This is a genomic window from Sinorhizobium sp. M4_45, from assembly GCF_002885915.1.
Taxonomy (GTDB): domain Bacteria; phylum Pseudomonadota; class Alphaproteobacteria; order Rhizobiales; family Rhizobiaceae; genus Sinorhizobium; species Sinorhizobium meliloti_A.
The window spans coordinates 287862-303445 of record NZ_NWVE01000002.1 but is presented as its reverse complement, the minus strand read 5'-3'; the positions used below and the strand labels follow the sequence as shown (position 1 = coordinate 303445).

At 63.0% G+C, this 15584-nt stretch carries 14 protein-coding genes; 7 read left to right on the top strand and 7 right to left on the bottom strand.

The annotated features are described in order from the left end of the window. The first annotated feature begins 88 nt into the window (after positions 1–88). The 4 genes from CN933_RS07100 to CN933_RS07085 all read left to right on the top strand — a co-directional run bounded on the left by CN933_RS07100 (position 89) and on the right by CN933_RS07085 (position 4831). Positions 89–1594, top strand: coding sequence for an inorganic phosphate transporter (locus CN933_RS07100; RefSeq protein WP_018094321.1), 1506 nt, complete (start codon positions 89–91; stop codon positions 1592–1594). Positions 1595–1610: 16 nt separating this feature from the next. After that, the gene (locus CN933_RS07095; protein ID WP_018094320.1) at positions 1611–2348 is read left to right on the top strand and encodes a 16S rRNA (uracil(1498)-N(3))-methyltransferase; all 738 of its coding nucleotides are present in this window, start codon (positions 1611–1613) and stop codon (positions 2346–2348) included. A gap of 135 nt (positions 2349–2483) precedes the next feature. Continuing rightward, positions 2484–3857, top strand: a complete 1374-nt coding sequence (locus CN933_RS07090) for a glutamate--cysteine ligase (RefSeq protein WP_026168539.1) — start codon at positions 2484–2486, stop codon at positions 3855–3857. A gap of 140 nt (positions 3858–3997) precedes the next feature. Then, positions 3998–4831 (top strand): DUF937 domain-containing protein, encoded by an 834-nt coding sequence (locus CN933_RS07085; protein WP_018094319.1) that lies wholly within the window; start codon positions 3998–4000, stop codon positions 4829–4831. A 330-nt stretch (positions 4832–5161) separates the two neighbouring features. Here CN933_RS07085 and CN933_RS07080 read toward each other — a convergent pair whose 3' ends face one another. Continuing rightward, the gene (locus CN933_RS07080; protein ID WP_018094318.1) at positions 5162–5458 is read right to left on the bottom strand and encodes a DUF1127 domain-containing protein; all 297 of its coding nucleotides are present in this window, start codon (positions 5456–5458) and stop codon (positions 5162–5164) included. Positions 5459–5668: 210 nt separating this feature from the next. On the opposite strand from CN933_RS07080, the gene CN933_RS07075 reads away from it, so the two are divergent. Further along, entirely contained in the window at positions 5669–6619 is a 951-nt protein-coding gene (locus CN933_RS07075; RefSeq protein WP_018094317.1) for a LysR substrate-binding domain-containing protein, read from the top strand. Positions 6620–6700: 81 nt separating this feature from the next. On the opposite strand, the gene katA is transcribed toward CN933_RS07075, so the two are convergent. After that, positions 6701–8185: a catalase KatA gene (gene katA, locus CN933_RS07070; protein WP_018094316.1), complete on the bottom strand. Its 1485-nt coding sequence runs from the start codon at positions 8183–8185 to the stop codon at positions 6701–6703. A 174-nt stretch (positions 8186–8359) separates the two neighbouring features. Between katA and oxyR the strand changes: the two genes are divergently transcribed. Then, entirely contained in the window at positions 8360–9313 is a 954-nt protein-coding gene (oxyR, locus tag CN933_RS07065; RefSeq protein ID WP_018094315.1) for a hydrogen peroxide-inducible genes activator OxyR, read from the top strand. On the opposite strand, the gene CN933_RS07060 is transcribed toward oxyR, so the two are convergent. The 4 genes from CN933_RS07060 to CN933_RS07045 form a co-directional block, all read right to left on the bottom strand. After that, positions 9314–10189 (bottom strand): dienelactone hydrolase family protein, encoded by an 876-nt coding sequence (locus CN933_RS07060; protein ID WP_018094314.1) that lies wholly within the window; start codon positions 10187–10189, stop codon positions 9314–9316. A 114-nt stretch (positions 10190–10303) separates the two neighbouring features. Continuing rightward, a complete protein-coding gene (locus CN933_RS07055; protein WP_018094313.1) occupies positions 10304–10720 on the bottom strand; it encodes an MAPEG family protein in 417 nt (138 codons plus the stop codon). Positions 10721–10779: 59 nt separating this feature from the next. After that, positions 10780–12282, bottom strand: a complete 1503-nt coding sequence (gene guaB / locus CN933_RS07050; RefSeq protein WP_018094312.1) for an IMP dehydrogenase — start codon at positions 12280–12282, stop codon at positions 10780–10782. Between the two features lie 190 nt (positions 12283–12472). Further along, the gene (locus CN933_RS07045; RefSeq protein WP_026168538.1) at positions 12473–13453 is read right to left on the bottom strand and encodes an MBL fold metallo-hydrolase; all 981 of its coding nucleotides are present in this window, start codon (positions 13451–13453) and stop codon (positions 12473–12475) included. Positions 13454–13706: 253 nt separating this feature from the next. Here CN933_RS07045 and CN933_RS07040 point away from each other — a divergent pair, with 253 nt between their 5' ends. Then, positions 13707–15119, top strand: a complete 1413-nt coding sequence (locus CN933_RS07040) for a DHA2 family efflux MFS transporter permease subunit (RefSeq protein ID WP_018094310.1) — start codon at positions 13707–13709, stop codon at positions 15117–15119. A gap of 80 nt (positions 15120–15199) precedes the next feature. Here the strand turns inward: CN933_RS07040 and CN933_RS07035 are convergent, their stop codons facing one another. Next, positions 15200–15583 carry a VOC family protein gene (locus CN933_RS07035; protein WP_018094309.1) on the bottom strand — a complete coding sequence of 128 codons (384 nt, stop codon included), beginning with the start codon at positions 15581–15583 and terminating at the stop codon, positions 15200–15202. Between the last annotated feature and the right edge of the window lies 1 nt (position 15584).

Genomic DNA, 15584 nt, shown 5'->3' with positions numbered 1-15584 from the left:
GGCCGAAGCCCCCCGCCCCCTCGTCAATTCCTCTTGAATACGCCCGTTTGTGCCGCTACTGGCGAATATTACAGTTGGAGAACAGCCATTGGCCAAGCCGCGACCGCGCCTCGAAAAGCTGACGCTCGACAAGGATCTCGACAAGTTCAGCCTTGCCGAGGAAGCGTCGCATCACGTCATGCGCAGATTGGCTGCTCCCGGACTTGCCGCTCTCTTCCTGGTCCTCAGCATGGGTTTCGCGGCGAGCTATTTCACGGGCGCCTCCGGTGCGGCCGTGGTGGTGGCGGCAGCGGCGGTCGCGGGCTACATGGCGATGAACATCGGCGCCAACGACGTCACCAACAACGTCGGAGCGGCGGTCGGCGCAAAGGCGATATCGATGCCGGTGGCGCTGGGGATTGCGGCGGTGTTCGAGATAGCCGGAGCGCTGATCGCCGGCCGTAAGGTCACGCTGACCGTAGAGGCCGGGATCATCGACGGCACGCAGGTGGTCGGCGCCGAAGGGCTGGTCTGGGTGATGCTTTCGGCGCTTATCTCATCGGCGATCTGGATCAATATCGCGACCTACTCGCGTGCGCCCGTTTCGACGACGCATTCGCTCATCGGCGGCATTATCGGCGCAGGCGTCGCCGCCGCCGGGCTTTCCAGCGTCAAGTGGTGGGCGATCGCCGGCATCACAGCGAGCTGGACGATTTCGCCCGTGCTCGGCGGGATCATTGCCGCACTCTTCCTCGCCTTCTTGAAGGAGTTCGTCATCTATCGCGATGACAAGATCTCGGCCGCCCGGCGCTGGATGCCTGTCGTCCTCGGCGTCACCGCCGGTTCGTTCACCGCCTATGTCGCGGTCTTTGCAATCGACCATCTGGCTTCTGTTCCGCTTCCGACCGGCCTGGCGATCGGCGGACTGGCGGGGATCGTTTGCTACATCGTGTCGAAGCCGTGGATCCACCGCCAGTCGGAAGGCCTCGAAAACCGCAACCAGTCGCTTCGCAAGCTGTTCCGCCTGCCGCTCATCTTCTCGGCCGCCCTGCTCTCCTTCGCCCATGGCGCAAACGACGTATCGAACGCGATCGGCCCGCTGTCGGCGATCGTCTCGGCTGTCGACGGCGTGATCTCGACCGCGGATTCGGAGGCCCCCTTCTGGGTACTCCTCATCGGCGCACTCGGCATTTCGGTGGGTCTTCTGCTCTACGGTCCGCTGCTGATCCGCGTCGTCGGCGAGGAAATCACGCGTCTCAACCCGATGCGCGCCTTCTGCGTGGCGCTTGCGACCGCCGTGACGGTTCTGCTTGCCTCGGCTCTCGGCCTGCCGATCAGTTCCACCCACACGGCGGTGGGCGCCGTGTTCGGCGTCGGCTTCTTTCGCGAGTGGTACACGCGTCACTCGCAACGGCGGCTCGAATATGTCCGGCGCAAGACGGGCCAGACCGAATTCATGGAAAAGGGCGAGGCGAACTTTGCGGAAGTGCGCCGCCGGCGCCTGGTGCGGCGCTCCCACTTCCTGACCATCGTCGCCGCCTGGGTCATCACGGTTCCCGTGTCTGCGCTGCTCTCGGCCTTTCTCTATCTCGTCCTCTCCGGTCTGTTTCTCTAGAAGGTACCCGATACCGATGCGCGCCAATTTCCGCATGCAGCGACTGTTCATCGAGAACCAGCTCCACGCCGGAGCGAAACACGAAGCCACCAGGGAGCAGTTCAACTATCTCATCAACGTCCTGCGCCTGGGTGAAGGCGCATCGCTTCTGGTCTTCAACGGCCGGGACGGCGAATGGCGGGCGGAGATAGCCATGCCTTCGCGCAAGCATGCGGTTCTCGTCGCGGTCGAACAGACGCGCCCTCAGCCCGCCCCTTGCGATCTCGTCTACCTGTTTGCGCCTCTCAAAGTAGGGCGGCTCGATTATCTCGTGCAGAAGGCGGTGGAGATGGGCGCCGGCGTGCTGCAGCCGGTCATGACCCAGCATGTCCAGGGAAAGATCGGCAGCCTCGAACGCGTTCGCGCCAACGTCATCGAAGCGGCGGAGCAATGCGGCGTGCTCGGCATCCCGGCAGTCGAGGAACCGCGCAAGCTCGAGGACCTTCTCATGGACTGGCCGCGCGACCGGCGCATCGTCTTCTGCGACGAGGGAAACGACAGCCAGAATCCACTGCCCATCCTCGAGGGAATTGCCGAACGCCGGCTGGCGCTCCTGATCGGGCCGGAGGGCGGCTTTTCGGAGGCGGAGCGGGATCTGCTGCGGAGCCGTGACTTCGTGACGGCGATCCCTCTCGGGCCGCGCATCCTGCGCGCCGACACCGCGGCAGTGGCTGCGATGGCCGTCATTCAGGCGACGCTCGGCGACTGGCGATGATGCTCCATCCGCTTGCTCCTAGTTTTTTTGAGGGCATCTTGAAAGAAATTGACTTGCGCCGCACTTGATTACGGTTCAAGCACTCCATCCGATCCTGCTGACCCCGCAGGAGCCGCCCAGGCAAAGAAGACGAATATGGCCCGAGACACTACCGACCAGACGCCGGTTACCTCTGTCGCTGAACTGACCGCCTATCTGGCATCCGGATCGAAGCCGAAGGAAAAGTTCCGGATCGGCACCGAACATGAGAAGTTCGCCTTCTTCAAGGCGGACAACAGCCCGGTGCCCTATTTCGGCGAGGCCAGCATCCAGGCGCTCCTGAACGGTATGGCCGAAAGGAACGGCTGGGAGCCGATCGTGGACGAGGGGAATGTCATCGGCCTTGCCGAGCCCTCGGGCAATGGAGCGATTTCGCTCGAGCCGGGCGGGCAATTCGAGCTTTCCGGCGCGCCGCTCGAGAATCTCCATCAGACCTGCAAGGAATCCAACCAGCACCTTGCCGTGCTTCGGGAAATCGCCGAACCGCTCGGCATCCGTTTCCTCGGCATCGGCGGCAGCCCCAAATGGAGTTTCGCCGAGACGCCGCGCATGCCGAAGTCGCGCTACGCCATCATGACGCGCTACATGCCCAAGGTGGGCAGCAAGGGCCTCGACATGATGTATCGCACCTGCACGATCCAGGTTAACCTCGACTTCTCCTCGGAAGAGGACATGCGGCGGAAGATGCAGGTCTCCCTGAAGCTGCAGCCGCTCGCCACCGCCCTCTTTGCGAGCTCCCCCTTCACCGAAGGCAAGCCGAACGGGCTGCTTTCCTGGCGGGGCGACATCTGGCGCGATACCGACAACCGGCGCTCGGGCCTGTTGTCGACGGCCTTCAAGCCGGACTTCGGCTTCAGCGACTATGTGGAATGGGCGCTCGACGTCCCCATGTATTTCGTCGTCCGCGACGGGCATTACCATGACTGCACCCATGTCACCTTCCGTCAGTTCATGAATGGGGCGCTGAAGGGCGAAATTGCCGAGTGGCAGCCGACTATGGGCGACTGGACCAATCATCTGTCGACTCTCTTTCCCGACGTCCGTCTGAAGCGTTTTCTCGAAATGCGCGGGGCAGACGGCGGCCCCTGGCGGCGGATCTGCGCCCTGCCGGCGTTCTGGGTCGGCCTGCTCTACGATGACGAGGCCCTGTCGGCAGCCGAGGAATTGACCCGCGATTGGGGTTACGAAGAGGTCCTGGCACTCAGAGATGCCGTGCCCGCAAAGGCGCTCGCGGCCGAATTCCGGTCGAGGTCGCTTTTCGATGTCGCGCGCGAGGTTCTCGCCATTTCACGCAACGGCCTCAAGCGCCGCAACCGGCTGAACGGCGACGGCATCGACGAAAGCCAGTTCCTGGCACCGCTTGACGAAGTGCTGGCGAAGAAGGCGACGCTCGCGGAAGACATGCTCTCGCTCTATCACGGCCGCTGGAACGAATCGGTGGAACCGGTTTTCGCCGACTACCAATACTGAGCGGACCCTCTACCCGGACGGAGCGCAGCCGACATGCTCCTTCCGCCCCCCGTCCGGCGCTTCAGAAAAAGCGGTTTCCAGCCCTCCAATTCCCGTTATAGTGCAAGGACATGCGTCGCTCGTCCCGGGAAGGAACGCCAATGGCACCGCTTTTTGACATGTTCGCGCAGGCGCAGAACGGCCACGCCATCGAACTGATGGCTAAACAATTCGGGCTCGCGCAGGAGCAAATGGCGAAAGCCACGGCAGCGCTGATGCCCGCATTTTCCACCGGCTTCAAGTACAATACGACGAACCCCTACGACTTCGGCGCGCTGCTGACGGCGCTCTCGACCGGCAATTACGCCCGGTATTTCGAAGACATGAGCCAGGCGTTCACACCCCAGGGTGTCGCAGATGGCAACGGCATTCTCGGCCAGCTTTTCGGCTCGAAGGAAATGTCGCGCGCGATCGCGGCGCAGGCGGCACAGATGACGGGGATCGGCCAGGAGATCTACAAGCAGATGCTGCCGGTGATGGCGAGCACGCTGATGGGCGGGCTCTTCAAACAGACCACGGGGCAGATGAGCGGTGGGCTCGCCGACAATCCGATGATGACGCTGATGCAGCAATGGATGGAGGCGACAGGCCTCGCCAAAAAGCCCGAACCGCAGTCCAACCCCTTCGACAATCCTTTCACCCAGGCGATGCAGGGCTTCTTCGGCATGGGCAAGGCGGGAGAAACGGGCAAGGCCGGGGAAAAGCCGAAAGCAGCCGACCTTTTCGCCGACAATCCGTTCTTCAAGGCCTATGCGGAGATGATGCGGGGCGCCGACACGGCGCAGAAAGCGCCGGCCGATAACCCGGCCTTCGCCCAGTTTTCGCAGGCGATGAACAGCCTCTTCGACAGCGGGCTGGAAATGCAAAAGGAATATCAGAAGAGCATCGACGCCCTGTTCGAGAGCTACAAGGGCGGCTCGGGCGGCAAGGCCTAGCCGCCGGGATTGCCCCTCTCCGCGGGACGGGCACGCGCTCGACTGGCCTCCGCCATGATTTATTCCCAAACTGGAAACATGCCGATAAATCGGTGAGGAAAGCTGCGTCCGAGCACCGCGCCGCTCCTTATCGGAAGCGCAAAAAAGCCCGGTACACGTCTTGGCATGTACCGGGCAAGCAGCAGGGTCTATTGGCTCATACCCTGCGGGGAACTTTCACGACGTGCCATCGGCACGATCCGAAATTCGCGGCATGATCCGCGCGAGGCGAAGATTTCGCAGATCATGCCGCACTGGCGCATCCGAGGCGGCGGGACGCACCATGAGGGGTCAATCGTGGCGCACTCCCCTGTAGAAGAGGTTCGCCCGATTGCGTGAGGCGCGCGTCAGGTAGCTGCCAGGGTTTTCGAAGAAGGCCGAGGTCAGCGCCTCGTGCAGGTCTTCGCGTTTCAAACCCATGTCCAGCAACTGGCGATCGTCGAGATCCTGCAGGCGGGCAATCTGGCAGCGGTTTCGATAAAGGCGCCAGACGGCCGTCAGCACGCCGATGATGCCTGTTGTGCGGGCTGCAGGCGACTGCCTGCTCGCAACGAGGCCGAAACCGGAGGCGTGGTGGGTCGTGCGCATGACGGAACTCCTTTTCGCGGGCACGAAGAAACCCGTCCCCTGCGGGGAGGTTTTTCGCAGGGGCAGGCGGAAATACTTTTGGCGAACCGGCGACTATTTTGGCCGGAAAGATTGACGTGGTTTGCGGATTATCATTCGCAAATCCTTATTGATCAGTCCAACGAATGTTTTTAATGATATTCATCAAACAATCTTATAGGTATTCCGGCCATGTCCGCACCGCTCGATATCGACCAGCTGCAAACCTTCGTAGCAATCGCAGACACGGGCAGCTTCACCAAGGCGGCCGACCGTGTCTTCAAGACTCAATCCGCCGTGTCGATGCAGATGCGACGCCTGGAAGAGCGGATCGGCAAGCCGCTTTTCATGAAGGATGGCCGGGGCAACCGGCTGACCGTCGAGGGCGACAGGCTCCTCAATTTTGCCCGCCGGATGATCCGCCTCAACAATGAGGCAATCGCCTCCTTCGACGACAACCGCCTCGAGGGCACGCTGCGGATCGGCACACCGGACGACTACGCGGACCGCTACATGCCCGAAATCATCGTCCGCTTCGCCAAGACGCATCCGAACGTCGAGCTCTACATCGTTTGCGAGCCTTCGGTGGACCTCGCGGAAAAAATGGCGAAGGGCGATCTCGACATCGCGCTCGTCACCCACAATCCGCGTGCGCGGGCTTCCGACGTCGTACGAACCGAACCGCTCTGCTGGGTCAGCTCCATCAATCATCCGCTGCCCGAGAATGCCCCAATCCCGCTTGCGGTCGGCCGGCGCGACTGTCAGTGGCGGCAGGCTGCCTGCGCGGCGCTCGATGCGACCGGCAAGGAATATCAGATCCTGTTCACGAGCTGGTCCTCGACCGTCGTTGCCGCGGCGGTGCTCGCCGGCATGGCGGTCTCCGTCCTTCCGGAGTCGGCACTGCGACCGGGCATGAAGGTGCTGACGCTGGCCGACGGCTTCCCGTCGCTGGCGCCGGTGCAGATCGGCATCATGAAGCGCCCCGGCCTTTCGCCGTCGCTGTCGAACGCGATCACCAATCACATTACCGCCTGCCTGGACAACATCACGCCGATCACCGTCAACGACGATCTCGAAGGCGATCTCAAGGGCTATCCCCGTTATCCGCGCCTCAGACAGAGCCATATGCTGCCGGGCTGGTGAGCCGCTTACATATCTCCTCCAATGACGAAGGCCACGCCTTGCTGAGGCGTGGCCTTCGCGCTTGCCGGAACGGGCGCCGGACTACTCGGCGGCCGTGCTGATCGTGTCCGCCTCGTAGCCGTGGGCGGTCTTCAGCGCCTGGCGGACGCCCGCCTCGTATTCCGGGTGAACGCGGGCGAAATGAATGAGCTGCCGCTCGATGATCTCGCCCGGGACGCCGCCCATGGCGGCCGCGATGTTGGAGAAAAGGCGCGACTTCTGCCCCTCGTCGAAGAGGTCGAACAGCGCCCGCACCTGAATGTAGTCGTCATTGCCGACGCGGTGGTCGTAGCGGGACATGTCGCCGTCTATTCTGAGCGGCGGTTCCTTGGCCAGCGGCTGTTCGGCCGGTCCATTGAAGGAGTTCGGCTCGTAATAGGCGTCCGGATTGCCGGTGCGGATGCCGCCATAGGTGTTCATCTGACCGTCGCGATGGTAGTGGTGAACCGGGCAGCGCGGCTGGTTGATCGGGATGTGTTCGTAATGCGTGCCGAGGCGGTAGCGGTGGGCATCCGCGTAGGAGAATATGCGGGCCTGCAGCACCTTGTCCGGCGAGAAGCCGATGCCGGGAACGATATTGGAGGGCGAGAAGGCTGCGTTCTCGATCTCGGCAAAATAGTTTTCCGGGTTGCGGTTGAGCTCCAGCACGCCGATCTCGATCGCCGGGTAGTCGGCATGCGGCCAGACCTTGGTCAGGTCGAACGGGTTGTAGGGCGTCTTCTCCACGTCGAGCTCCGGCATGATCTGCACCTGAACCGTCCAGCGCGGGAAAGCCCCGTTCTCGATCGCGTAGAACAGTGCCTCCTGATAGCCCTCGCGGGTCTTGCCGATGACCGTTTCGCCTTCCTCGTTCGTGAAGAACTTGTGGCCCTGCTGGGTCTTGAAGTGGAACTTGACCCAGTAGCGTTCGCCCGCGTCGTTCCAGAAGGAATAGGTGTGCGAGCCGTAGCCGTTCATATGCATCGGCGTCTGCGGGAGGCCGCGGTCGGACATCAGGATCGTCACCTGATGCAGGCTTTCCGGCGACAGGGACCAGTAGTCCCACATGGCAGTGGCGGAACGCAGATTGGTCTTCGGATGACGCTTCTGCGTGTGGATGAAGTCGGGGAACTTGTAGGGATCGCGAATGAAGAAGACCGGCGTATTGTTGCCGACGAGGTCCCAGTTGCCTTCCCCGGTGTAGAATTTAAGCGCGAAACCGCGGACGTCGCGCTCGTGGTCGGCGGCGCCCTGTTCGCCGGCGACAGTCGAGAAGCGGGCCAGCATCGGCGTTTCGGCGCCGGGCTGGAGACACTTCGCTCTCGTATATTGCGAGATGTCGCCGGTGATTTTCAGCGTGCCGAAAGCACCCCAGCCCTTGGCATGGACGACGCGTTCCGGAATGCGCTCGCGGTTCTGATGCGCCAGCTTCTCGATGAGCTGATAATCCTGCAGCATGATGCCGCCACGCGGCCCTGCCGTCAGCGAATTCTGGTTGTCCGGCACCGGCGCCCCGGCGGTGGTGGTGATCGTCGGACGATCTGTCATCACATCCCTCCTGTCTCGACGTTGCGGCTTCCGAAGCTCCTGAGGAGCGTGACGGCTGAACGACAGCAGCCACGATCGGCACAGCGCATGGAATGCCTTGGCACTGGTTTCTCCCATCCCGCGACGATAATCTCCAATTGTATTTCCTGCTGGTTACGATAAGATTTTCCTATCATGTTGACACTCAGGCAGATGCGTTACTTCGATGCCCTCGCGGCCACTCGCCACTTCGGCAAGGCGGCCGAACTCACCCATGTCAGCCAGCCGGCGCTCTCTGCGCAGATCATGGAGATGGAAGAACATCTGGGCGTGAAGCTGGTGGAGCGGAGCCGCGCCGGCGTTTTCCTGACCGTCAAGGGCGAGGAAGTGCTGGCGCAGGTGCGCTCCATCCTCGCGGATGTCGGCAGATTGGAGGAGAGCGCCCGGACAAACACGGGCACTCTCGAGGGGCGGGTCCGCCTCGGGGTTATCCCGACGCTCGCGCCCTATCTCGTACCGAGGCTCATTCCCTACCTGCGCGAACGGTATCCGGCGATCGAAATAGAGCTCAAGGAGTCGCTTACCGACCGGCTCATCGCCGATCTCGGCGACGGCCGGCTGGATGCGGTCGTGGCGGCGCTGCCGGTCGACGCCGACGGCATCGTCACCCGGCCGCTGTTTTCCGACCGCTTCTATATGGCCGTGGCGGAGAACGACCGGCATGTGCTCATGTCGCCGATGACGGAAGAGCAGGTGGATATATCGCAGCTGCTGTTGCTCGAAGAAGGCCATTGCCTGCGTGATCAGGCGCTGGCCGTCTGCAATACGGCCGGCAAACGGCAGCTCCTGAGTTTCGGCGCCACGTCGATGGCAACGCTTTTGCAGATGGTGGCAAACGGCATGGGAATGACACTCATCCCCGAGATCGCGATACCGAGCGAAGCCGCACGCAACGCGATCCGGATCGTGCCCTTCGCCGCCCCGGAGCCCTCTCGTGAGATCGGGCTCATCTGGCGGCGCAGCAACCCGCGGTCGCGCGACATGGACGCGCTTGCAGACGCCATATCGGCCTGCGCCCGGGAGATCTCACGGGACGCTGCCGCGGCCGGACGGGGCGCGGCGAAAGCTGCGCCTCGTCCAGCCGCATGATCAAGCCAGCTTCGTCTTCAGGAATTCGACGGTCCGCTGCCAGGCGAGGTCGGCCGCCTCCTTGTTGTACCGCGCCGCCGAGGTGTCGTTGTTGAAAGCGTGGTTCACACCTTCATAGACGTGGATCGTCACGTCCTTGCCGTTTTCCGTCAGCGCTTTGCGGTAGGCCTCTATGCCGGCATTGATGCGCTCGTCGAGCCCGGCATAATGCAGCAGCAGCGCCGCCTTGATCTTCGGCACGTCCTCGGCCTTCGCCTGAGCGCCGTAATAGGCCACGCCGGCCTTGAGATCGGGTGCGTTCACGGCAAGCCTGTTGACGAGACCGCCGCCCCAGCAAAAGCCGATCGCGCCGACATTGCCGGTGCTTTCCGCATGGCCTTTCAGAAAGCTCACGGTGGCGACGGCATTCTCATTCGTCTCGGTTGCGTCGAGTGCGCTGATCATCTCCCGCGCCTTGTCCTCGTCGGCCGGTGTCCCACCGTCCGGCGACAGGAAATCGGGCGCAAGCGCCACGAAGCCTTCGAGCGCCATGCGGCGCGCTACGTCTCTTATGTGTGGGTTCAGGCCACGATTCTCGTGAATGACGATGACGGCGGGAAGCTTGCCGGACGCATCGGCGGGTCTGACGAGATATCCCTTCATTTCGCCGTCGGCGCCGGGATAGGTGATGTCCTCTCCCTTGATGCGCTCGTCCGTCTCGGCAATCACTTCGGCTTTGGCACTATTGGCAGCCAGCATCGGCGCGATTGCGGCGGCGGCCGCAGCCGTACCCGCGAGCGCCGTCAATCTCTCCATGAAACGGCGGCGATCCAAAGTGAGATGCGTATATTCGTCATAGGCATCGATCATCGCCTGGGTGATGACAGGCTTGTTCATGACGCTCTCCCTGGGGCTATGGCAGATCAAATGTCGCTGTAGCAGGCGGCAGCAGACCACCCGGCGACAGGATAGGTCAGCGGCACGGTCACGGACTTACAAAACTGCGTTACCTCAGCTCATCGCCATCCAGACGGAAAGCCATGTCCACATCGCGAAGAGCACGATGAAACCTGCCATGAACAGCGGCTGGCGAAAGCGAAGCCGATTGCTCGTGACGTGGATGAAGGCGTGAGCATAACGGAGCGCCACGAAAAGCCAGGCGAGACCAAGCGAGAGGAGATTGTCCGCCTCGGTGACGTAGAGCAGCACGCAGCAGAGATGGAAGAGAACCGGCAGCTCGAACTGGTTCGCGATGCTGTTTCGCACGATAAGGCTCTCGCCCGGCTCGCCGCGGTTTTCCCGGAACAGGGAAGCGTCGATCTCGCCCGACCTGATAAGCGATGCCCGACGCGTGGAGAGGAGCGCATAAAGCGCAAAGACAAGCGCGACATGGGCCACCATCGGCCAGAATATTTCGAAGCCTGTCATCGATGCTCTCAGCGTCAGCAATGGACATGGCGGACGCCGGACGGCGTCCGCCGATGATATCAGGCGCCGCCCGGATAGTTCGGGCTCTCGCGGGTGATCGTCACGTCATGGGCATGGCTCTCGCGGAGGCCGGCGCCGGAGATGCGAACGAAGGTGGCGCGCTCCTGATAATCCTTGATCGTGGCCCCGCCGACATAGCCCATGGAGGCGCGGAGGCCGCCGGCGAGCTGGTGCAGGACGCCGGAGACCGGCCCCTTGTAAGGCACCTGCCCCTCGATGCCTTCCGGCACGAGCTTCAGCGTGTCGCGGACTTCCGCCTGGAAATAGCGGTCGGCCGAGCCGCGCGCCATGGCGCCGACGGACCCCATACCGCGATAGGCCTTGAAGGACCGGCCCTGGTACAGGAAGACCTCGCCAGGGCTCTCCTCGGTTCCGGCGAGCAGCGAGCCGATCATCACGGCCGAAGCGCCGGCGGCGATCGCCTTGGCGACATCGCCCGAATATTTGATGCCGCCGTCGGCGATGATCGGGATGTCCGCGGCCTGTGCGGCCTCGACGGCCGCCATGATCGCGGCGAGCTGGGGCACGCCGACCCCGGCGACGATGCGCGTCGTGCAGATCGAGCCGGGGCCGATGCCGACCTTGACCGCATCCGCGCCGGCGTCGATCAGCGCCTTGGTACCGTCACCCGTCGCGACGTTGCCCGCCATGATGCGCACCGAGTTGGAAAGCTTCTTCACCCGCGCCACCGCATCGAGCACGCGCTGCGAATGGCCGTGGGCGGTGTCGACGACGATCAGGTCGACGCCGGCATCGATCAGCCGCTCGGCGCGCTCGAAACCGTCGTCGCCGACGCTGACGGCGGCGGCGGCGCGAAGCCGGCCCTGCGCATCCTTGGCGGCGTTCGGGTTGAGCTGGGACTTTTCGATGTCCTTGACCGTGATCAGGCCGACGCAGCGTCCTTCGGGATCGACCACGAGGAGCTTCTCGATCCGGTGCTTGTGCAGAAGGCGCTTTGCTTCCTGCTGATCGACGCTTTCCTTCACCGTGATAAGGTTTTCCCGCGTCATCAATTCGTAGATTTTCTGGGAAGGATCGGACGCGAAGCGGACGTCGCGGTTGGTGAGGATGCCGACGAGGCGCCCCTGCTTCTGCCCGCCGAGGCCGCCGTTTTCCACGACGGGAATGCCGGAAATGCCGTGCGCCTTCATCAGGCCGAGAGCATCCGCAAGCGTCGCATCCGGGCCGATCGTCACCGGATTGACGACCATGCCGCTTTCGAACTTCTTGACCTGCCGGACTTCTTCCGCCTGTTCGGCGGGCGTCAGGTTGCGGTGGATGACGCCGATGCCGCCGGCTTGTGCCATGGCGATCGCGAGCCGCGCCTCGGTGACGGTATCCATGGCCGCCGAGAGGATCGGAAGATTGAGTTCGATGTCCTGTGCGATGCGGGTGGCGATATTCGTCTGACCCGGCATCACCTCGGAATGTCCTGGCTGGAGCAGAACGTCGTCGAAGGTCAAAGCCTCCAGACCGGTTGCCGTTTCGATGATGCGCGCCATGGCCAGTTCCTCTTCAAATAAACGAAAAATCCCCGGGGACGCTCAGCGACTTGTCCACCGGGTGACTTCAAGGCTTTTCTTGGAAGTTGGCGAGGGCTGGTAACACGGATATGCCGGAATGAAAATAGCCAAGGGGCCCAAATCTTATGGGCCCCGGCGAATTGTTGTCGCAGTGCAGCAAGCCGTCTCTTCATATGTCGAACTGATAGCTCGCCGGTACGAAGCGATAGCCCTGATCCTGGCTCTCGACGAAGCCGACGGACGGAAACGGCATATGATAGCCGATGAAGGGCAGCCGGTCGGTCGCGATCATGTCGAAGACCTTTTTTCTGCTCGCGCTGGCAGCCGCCTTGTCCATGTCGAAGCGAACCTCCCAATCCGGCCGCTGCAGCGACAGGACATAGTGGTTGGCCGTGTCTGCGGTCAGGATCATGGCCTTGCCGTCGGACTCGAGCCGATAGATCATATGCCCCGGAGAATGACCGAACGCAGCCATCGCAGAGATGCCGGGGACGACCTCCCCGCCATCCGCGACAAAGGTGATCTTTTCCGCCAGCGGCACGACCTTCGCCAGCACCGCCTTGTGCCCGTTTTCGGCGGGCGTGCCGACGCGGGCGCCGTCCTTCCAGAAATCGTACTCGACCTGCCCGGTCACATAGCGCGCATTGGGAAAAGCGGGCTTTCCACCCTCCGTCAGGCCGCCGATGTGGTCGCCGTGCATGTGGGTGATGACGACGACCGTCACCTGTTCCGGAGCATAACCGGCAGCTTTCAGGCCTTCCGCAAGCTTGCCCGTGCCCGCCTCGCGACCTGCCTCGCCAAGCCCGGTGTCGAAGAGAACGACCTCGGATCCGGTATCGACCAGAACCGGGGAAAAGCCGTTGACGAAGCCGCTGGTCGGCAGGAAATTCTGTTCCAGAAGTTTGGAGACCGACTCCGCAGGCTGATTGGTACCGAAGATCTCGTGCGGCTTGTCCGCGGCGCGCGTCCCGTCGCTGATCACCGTCACCTTGAAACTTCCGAGTTTCAAAGTCCTGAAGTCCGCATTCATCGCCGTGCCGCCCTTTTCCGTCGTTTCCTGAGCACCGGCAAGGCCTGCCAGCAGACTTGGTGCCGCCAATGCGCCCGCGCCTGCTGCGAACAGCGTCCGCCGCTTCAATTGAAAAGCCATCGTCATTCCCTCCTGTTGACCGGCGCTGCCCGCGCGCCGGTGATCACAGGCGAAAAGTAGTGCCTTGACAGAAATGGACAGGACGGATCACACGCATGTGATCTTCAATCTCCGGTTTCGCCCCGACAAAGCCATCGGAACCGCTTACCGGCGACCAGCGCGCTCGAGTTTCTGATGATTTTGTCCTCAAATCGATTTCGAATTAAGAACCAATGGGGCTAACGCCCGCAGTGACAGCCCCAAGGCGCCTTTCATGAACCGCATCGTCCCGTTGATCCTCGCCGTCGCTCTCTTCATGGAGCAGATGGATTCAACCGTCATTTCGACATCGCTGCCGGCAATCGCGCGCGATATGGGCGTCGGGCCGATCACGCTGAAGCTCGCATTGACCTCCTATATGGTGGCGCTGGCGATCTTCATTCCCCTGAGCGGCTGGATGGCGGACCGGTTCGGCGCCAAGCGAATCTTCCGCGCGGCGATCCTCGTCTTCATCGCGGGCTCCCTCTTCTGCGCGGTGGCGGATAGCCTCTTCGCCTTCGTCCTTGCGCGCTTCCTGCAGGGCATGGGCGGCGCCATGATGACGCCGGTCGCGCGGCTCGTCCTCGTGCGCAGTGCGCCGCGCAGCGAACTTGTCTCGGCAATGGCTTTGCTGACGATACCCGCACTGGTCGGACCGCTCGCGGGCCCGCCGCTCGGCGGCTTCATCACGACCTATTTCTCCTGGCACTGGATCTTCCTGATCAACGTGCCGGTTGGAATTGTCGGCTATTTTCTTTCCGGCATCTACCTGCCCGAGATGGAGCGACGAAATCCGCCCCCGGTGGATATCATCGGTTTCCTGCTCGGAGGCATTGCCGCCGCGGGCGTGGTCTTCGGGCTTTCGGTCATCAGCCTGCCGGCCCTGCCGCCGGCGATCGGTATCGCTTCCGTATCGGCCGGCGTCGCCGCCTCGCTCCTCTATATCTTCCATGCGCGCCGGCATCCGGCGCCCGTGCTCGATCTCAAGCTCTTCCGCGACGGTGCCTTCCGCGCCGCGTCGATCGGCGGCACGATCTTCCGCATCTCCGTCGGCGCAGTGCCTTTCCTGATGCCGCTGATGCTCCAGGTCGGCTTCGGTCTCAGCCCGTTCCAATCGGGCCTCATCACCTTCGTCGGCGCCGTCGGCGCCATCACCACGAAGTTTCTCGCGCGCCGCGTGTTCGCTTTCGCCGGCTTCCGCACGACACTGCTCATCGCCGCCGTGATTGCGGCCGTCACGACTTTCGCCAACGGCTTCTTCACGCCGGCGACGCCCTATCTCCTGTTGATCTCCGTCCTGCTGATCGCCGGCTTCGCCCGCTCCTTCTTCTTCACCGGCGTCAACGCACTCTCTTTCGCCGACATCGACGATGCCGACGCAAGCAAGGCGACGTCGATGAGCGCCGTGCTGCAGCAGATCAGTCTCGCATTGGGGGTCGCAGTCGCAGGCGCCATTCTCGAATTCCAGACGGCGCTCAGCGGCGGGCCGCTCGAGCTCGAAGACTTCCACGTCGCCTTCATGATCATTGCCATCGCCAATCTTCTGGCGGCAATTCCCTTCGTCGCCATGGCGAAGAATGCCGGCGCCTCCGTTTCGGGCCATCGGCTGGCCGTGCGGGAAGTGGAGACGACGGCTGCCGGCAAATGATCTGCTGCAGGCTCCGATCGGGCGGCGCTGTCAGCGAGGAAAGCTCCGCCCTTTGCCCTTTCAGGCAAGCCGCGTAACGCCTATTCCGGCCGCTCGCAGACCGCCGAAAGCTTGTTGCCGTCCGGGTCACGGACGTAAGCCGCATAAAAATTTGCGTGGAAGGGACGCAGCCCCGGCGCGCCTTCATCGGTGCCGCCACCGGCGAGCGCCGCGGCATGGAAGGCGTCCACCGCCGCGCGGCTTTGCGCCTCGAGCGCCACCATCGAGCCGTTGCCGATGGTCGCGGCCTCGCGATTGAACGGGGTCACCACCCAAAGCCGGCAGCGGAAGTCACCCTCCGCGCCGTAACCAATCTCCACCTCATCCTCCTTGCGCCGCTTGAGGCCGAGGGGCGCAAGCGCCGTGTCGTAGAAAGCGCCCGCCCTTTCGAGGTCGTTGGAGCCGAGGGTTACATATAGCAGCATG

Coding starts and splice junctions, on each gene's coding strand:
- CN933_RS07040 (WP_018094310.1), top strand. CDS start 13,707: ATGAACCGCATCGTCCCGTTGATCCTCGCCGTCGCTCTCTTCATGGAG.
- CN933_RS07090 (WP_026168539.1), top strand. CDS start 2,484: ATGGCCCGAGACACTACCGACCAGACGCCGGTTACCTCTGTCGCTGAA.
- CN933_RS07060 (WP_018094314.1), bottom strand. CDS start 10,189: ATGAACAAGCCTGTCATCACCCAGGCGATGATCGATGCCTATGACGAA.
- CN933_RS07075 (WP_018094317.1), top strand. CDS start 5,669: ATGTCCGCACCGCTCGATATCGACCAGCTGCAAACCTTCGTAGCAATC.
- katA (WP_018094316.1), bottom strand. CDS start 8,185: ATGACAGATCGTCCGACGATCACCACCACCGCCGGGGCGCCGGTGCCG.
- CN933_RS07085 (WP_018094319.1), top strand. CDS start 3,998: ATGGCACCGCTTTTTGACATGTTCGCGCAGGCGCAGAACGGCCACGCC.
- CN933_RS07035 (WP_018094309.1), bottom strand. CDS start 15,583: ATGCTGCTATATGTAACCCTCGGCTCCAACGACCTCGAAAGGGCGGGC.
- CN933_RS07080 (WP_018094318.1), bottom strand. CDS start 5,458: ATGCGCACGACCCACCACGCCTCCGGTTTCGGCCTCGTTGCGAGCAGG.
- CN933_RS07095 (WP_018094320.1), top strand. CDS start 1,611: ATGCGCGCCAATTTCCGCATGCAGCGACTGTTCATCGAGAACCAGCTC.
- CN933_RS07045 (WP_026168538.1), bottom strand. CDS start 13,453: ATGGCTTTTCAATTGAAGCGGCGGACGCTGTTCGCAGCAGGCGCGGGC.
- oxyR (WP_018094315.1), top strand. CDS start 8,360: ATGTTGACACTCAGGCAGATGCGTTACTTCGATGCCCTCGCGGCCACT.
- guaB (WP_018094312.1), bottom strand. CDS start 12,282: ATGGCGCGCATCATCGAAACGGCAACCGGTCTGGAGGCTTTGACCTTC.
- CN933_RS07055 (WP_018094313.1), bottom strand. CDS start 10,720: ATGACAGGCTTCGAAATATTCTGGCCGATGGTGGCCCATGTCGCGCTT.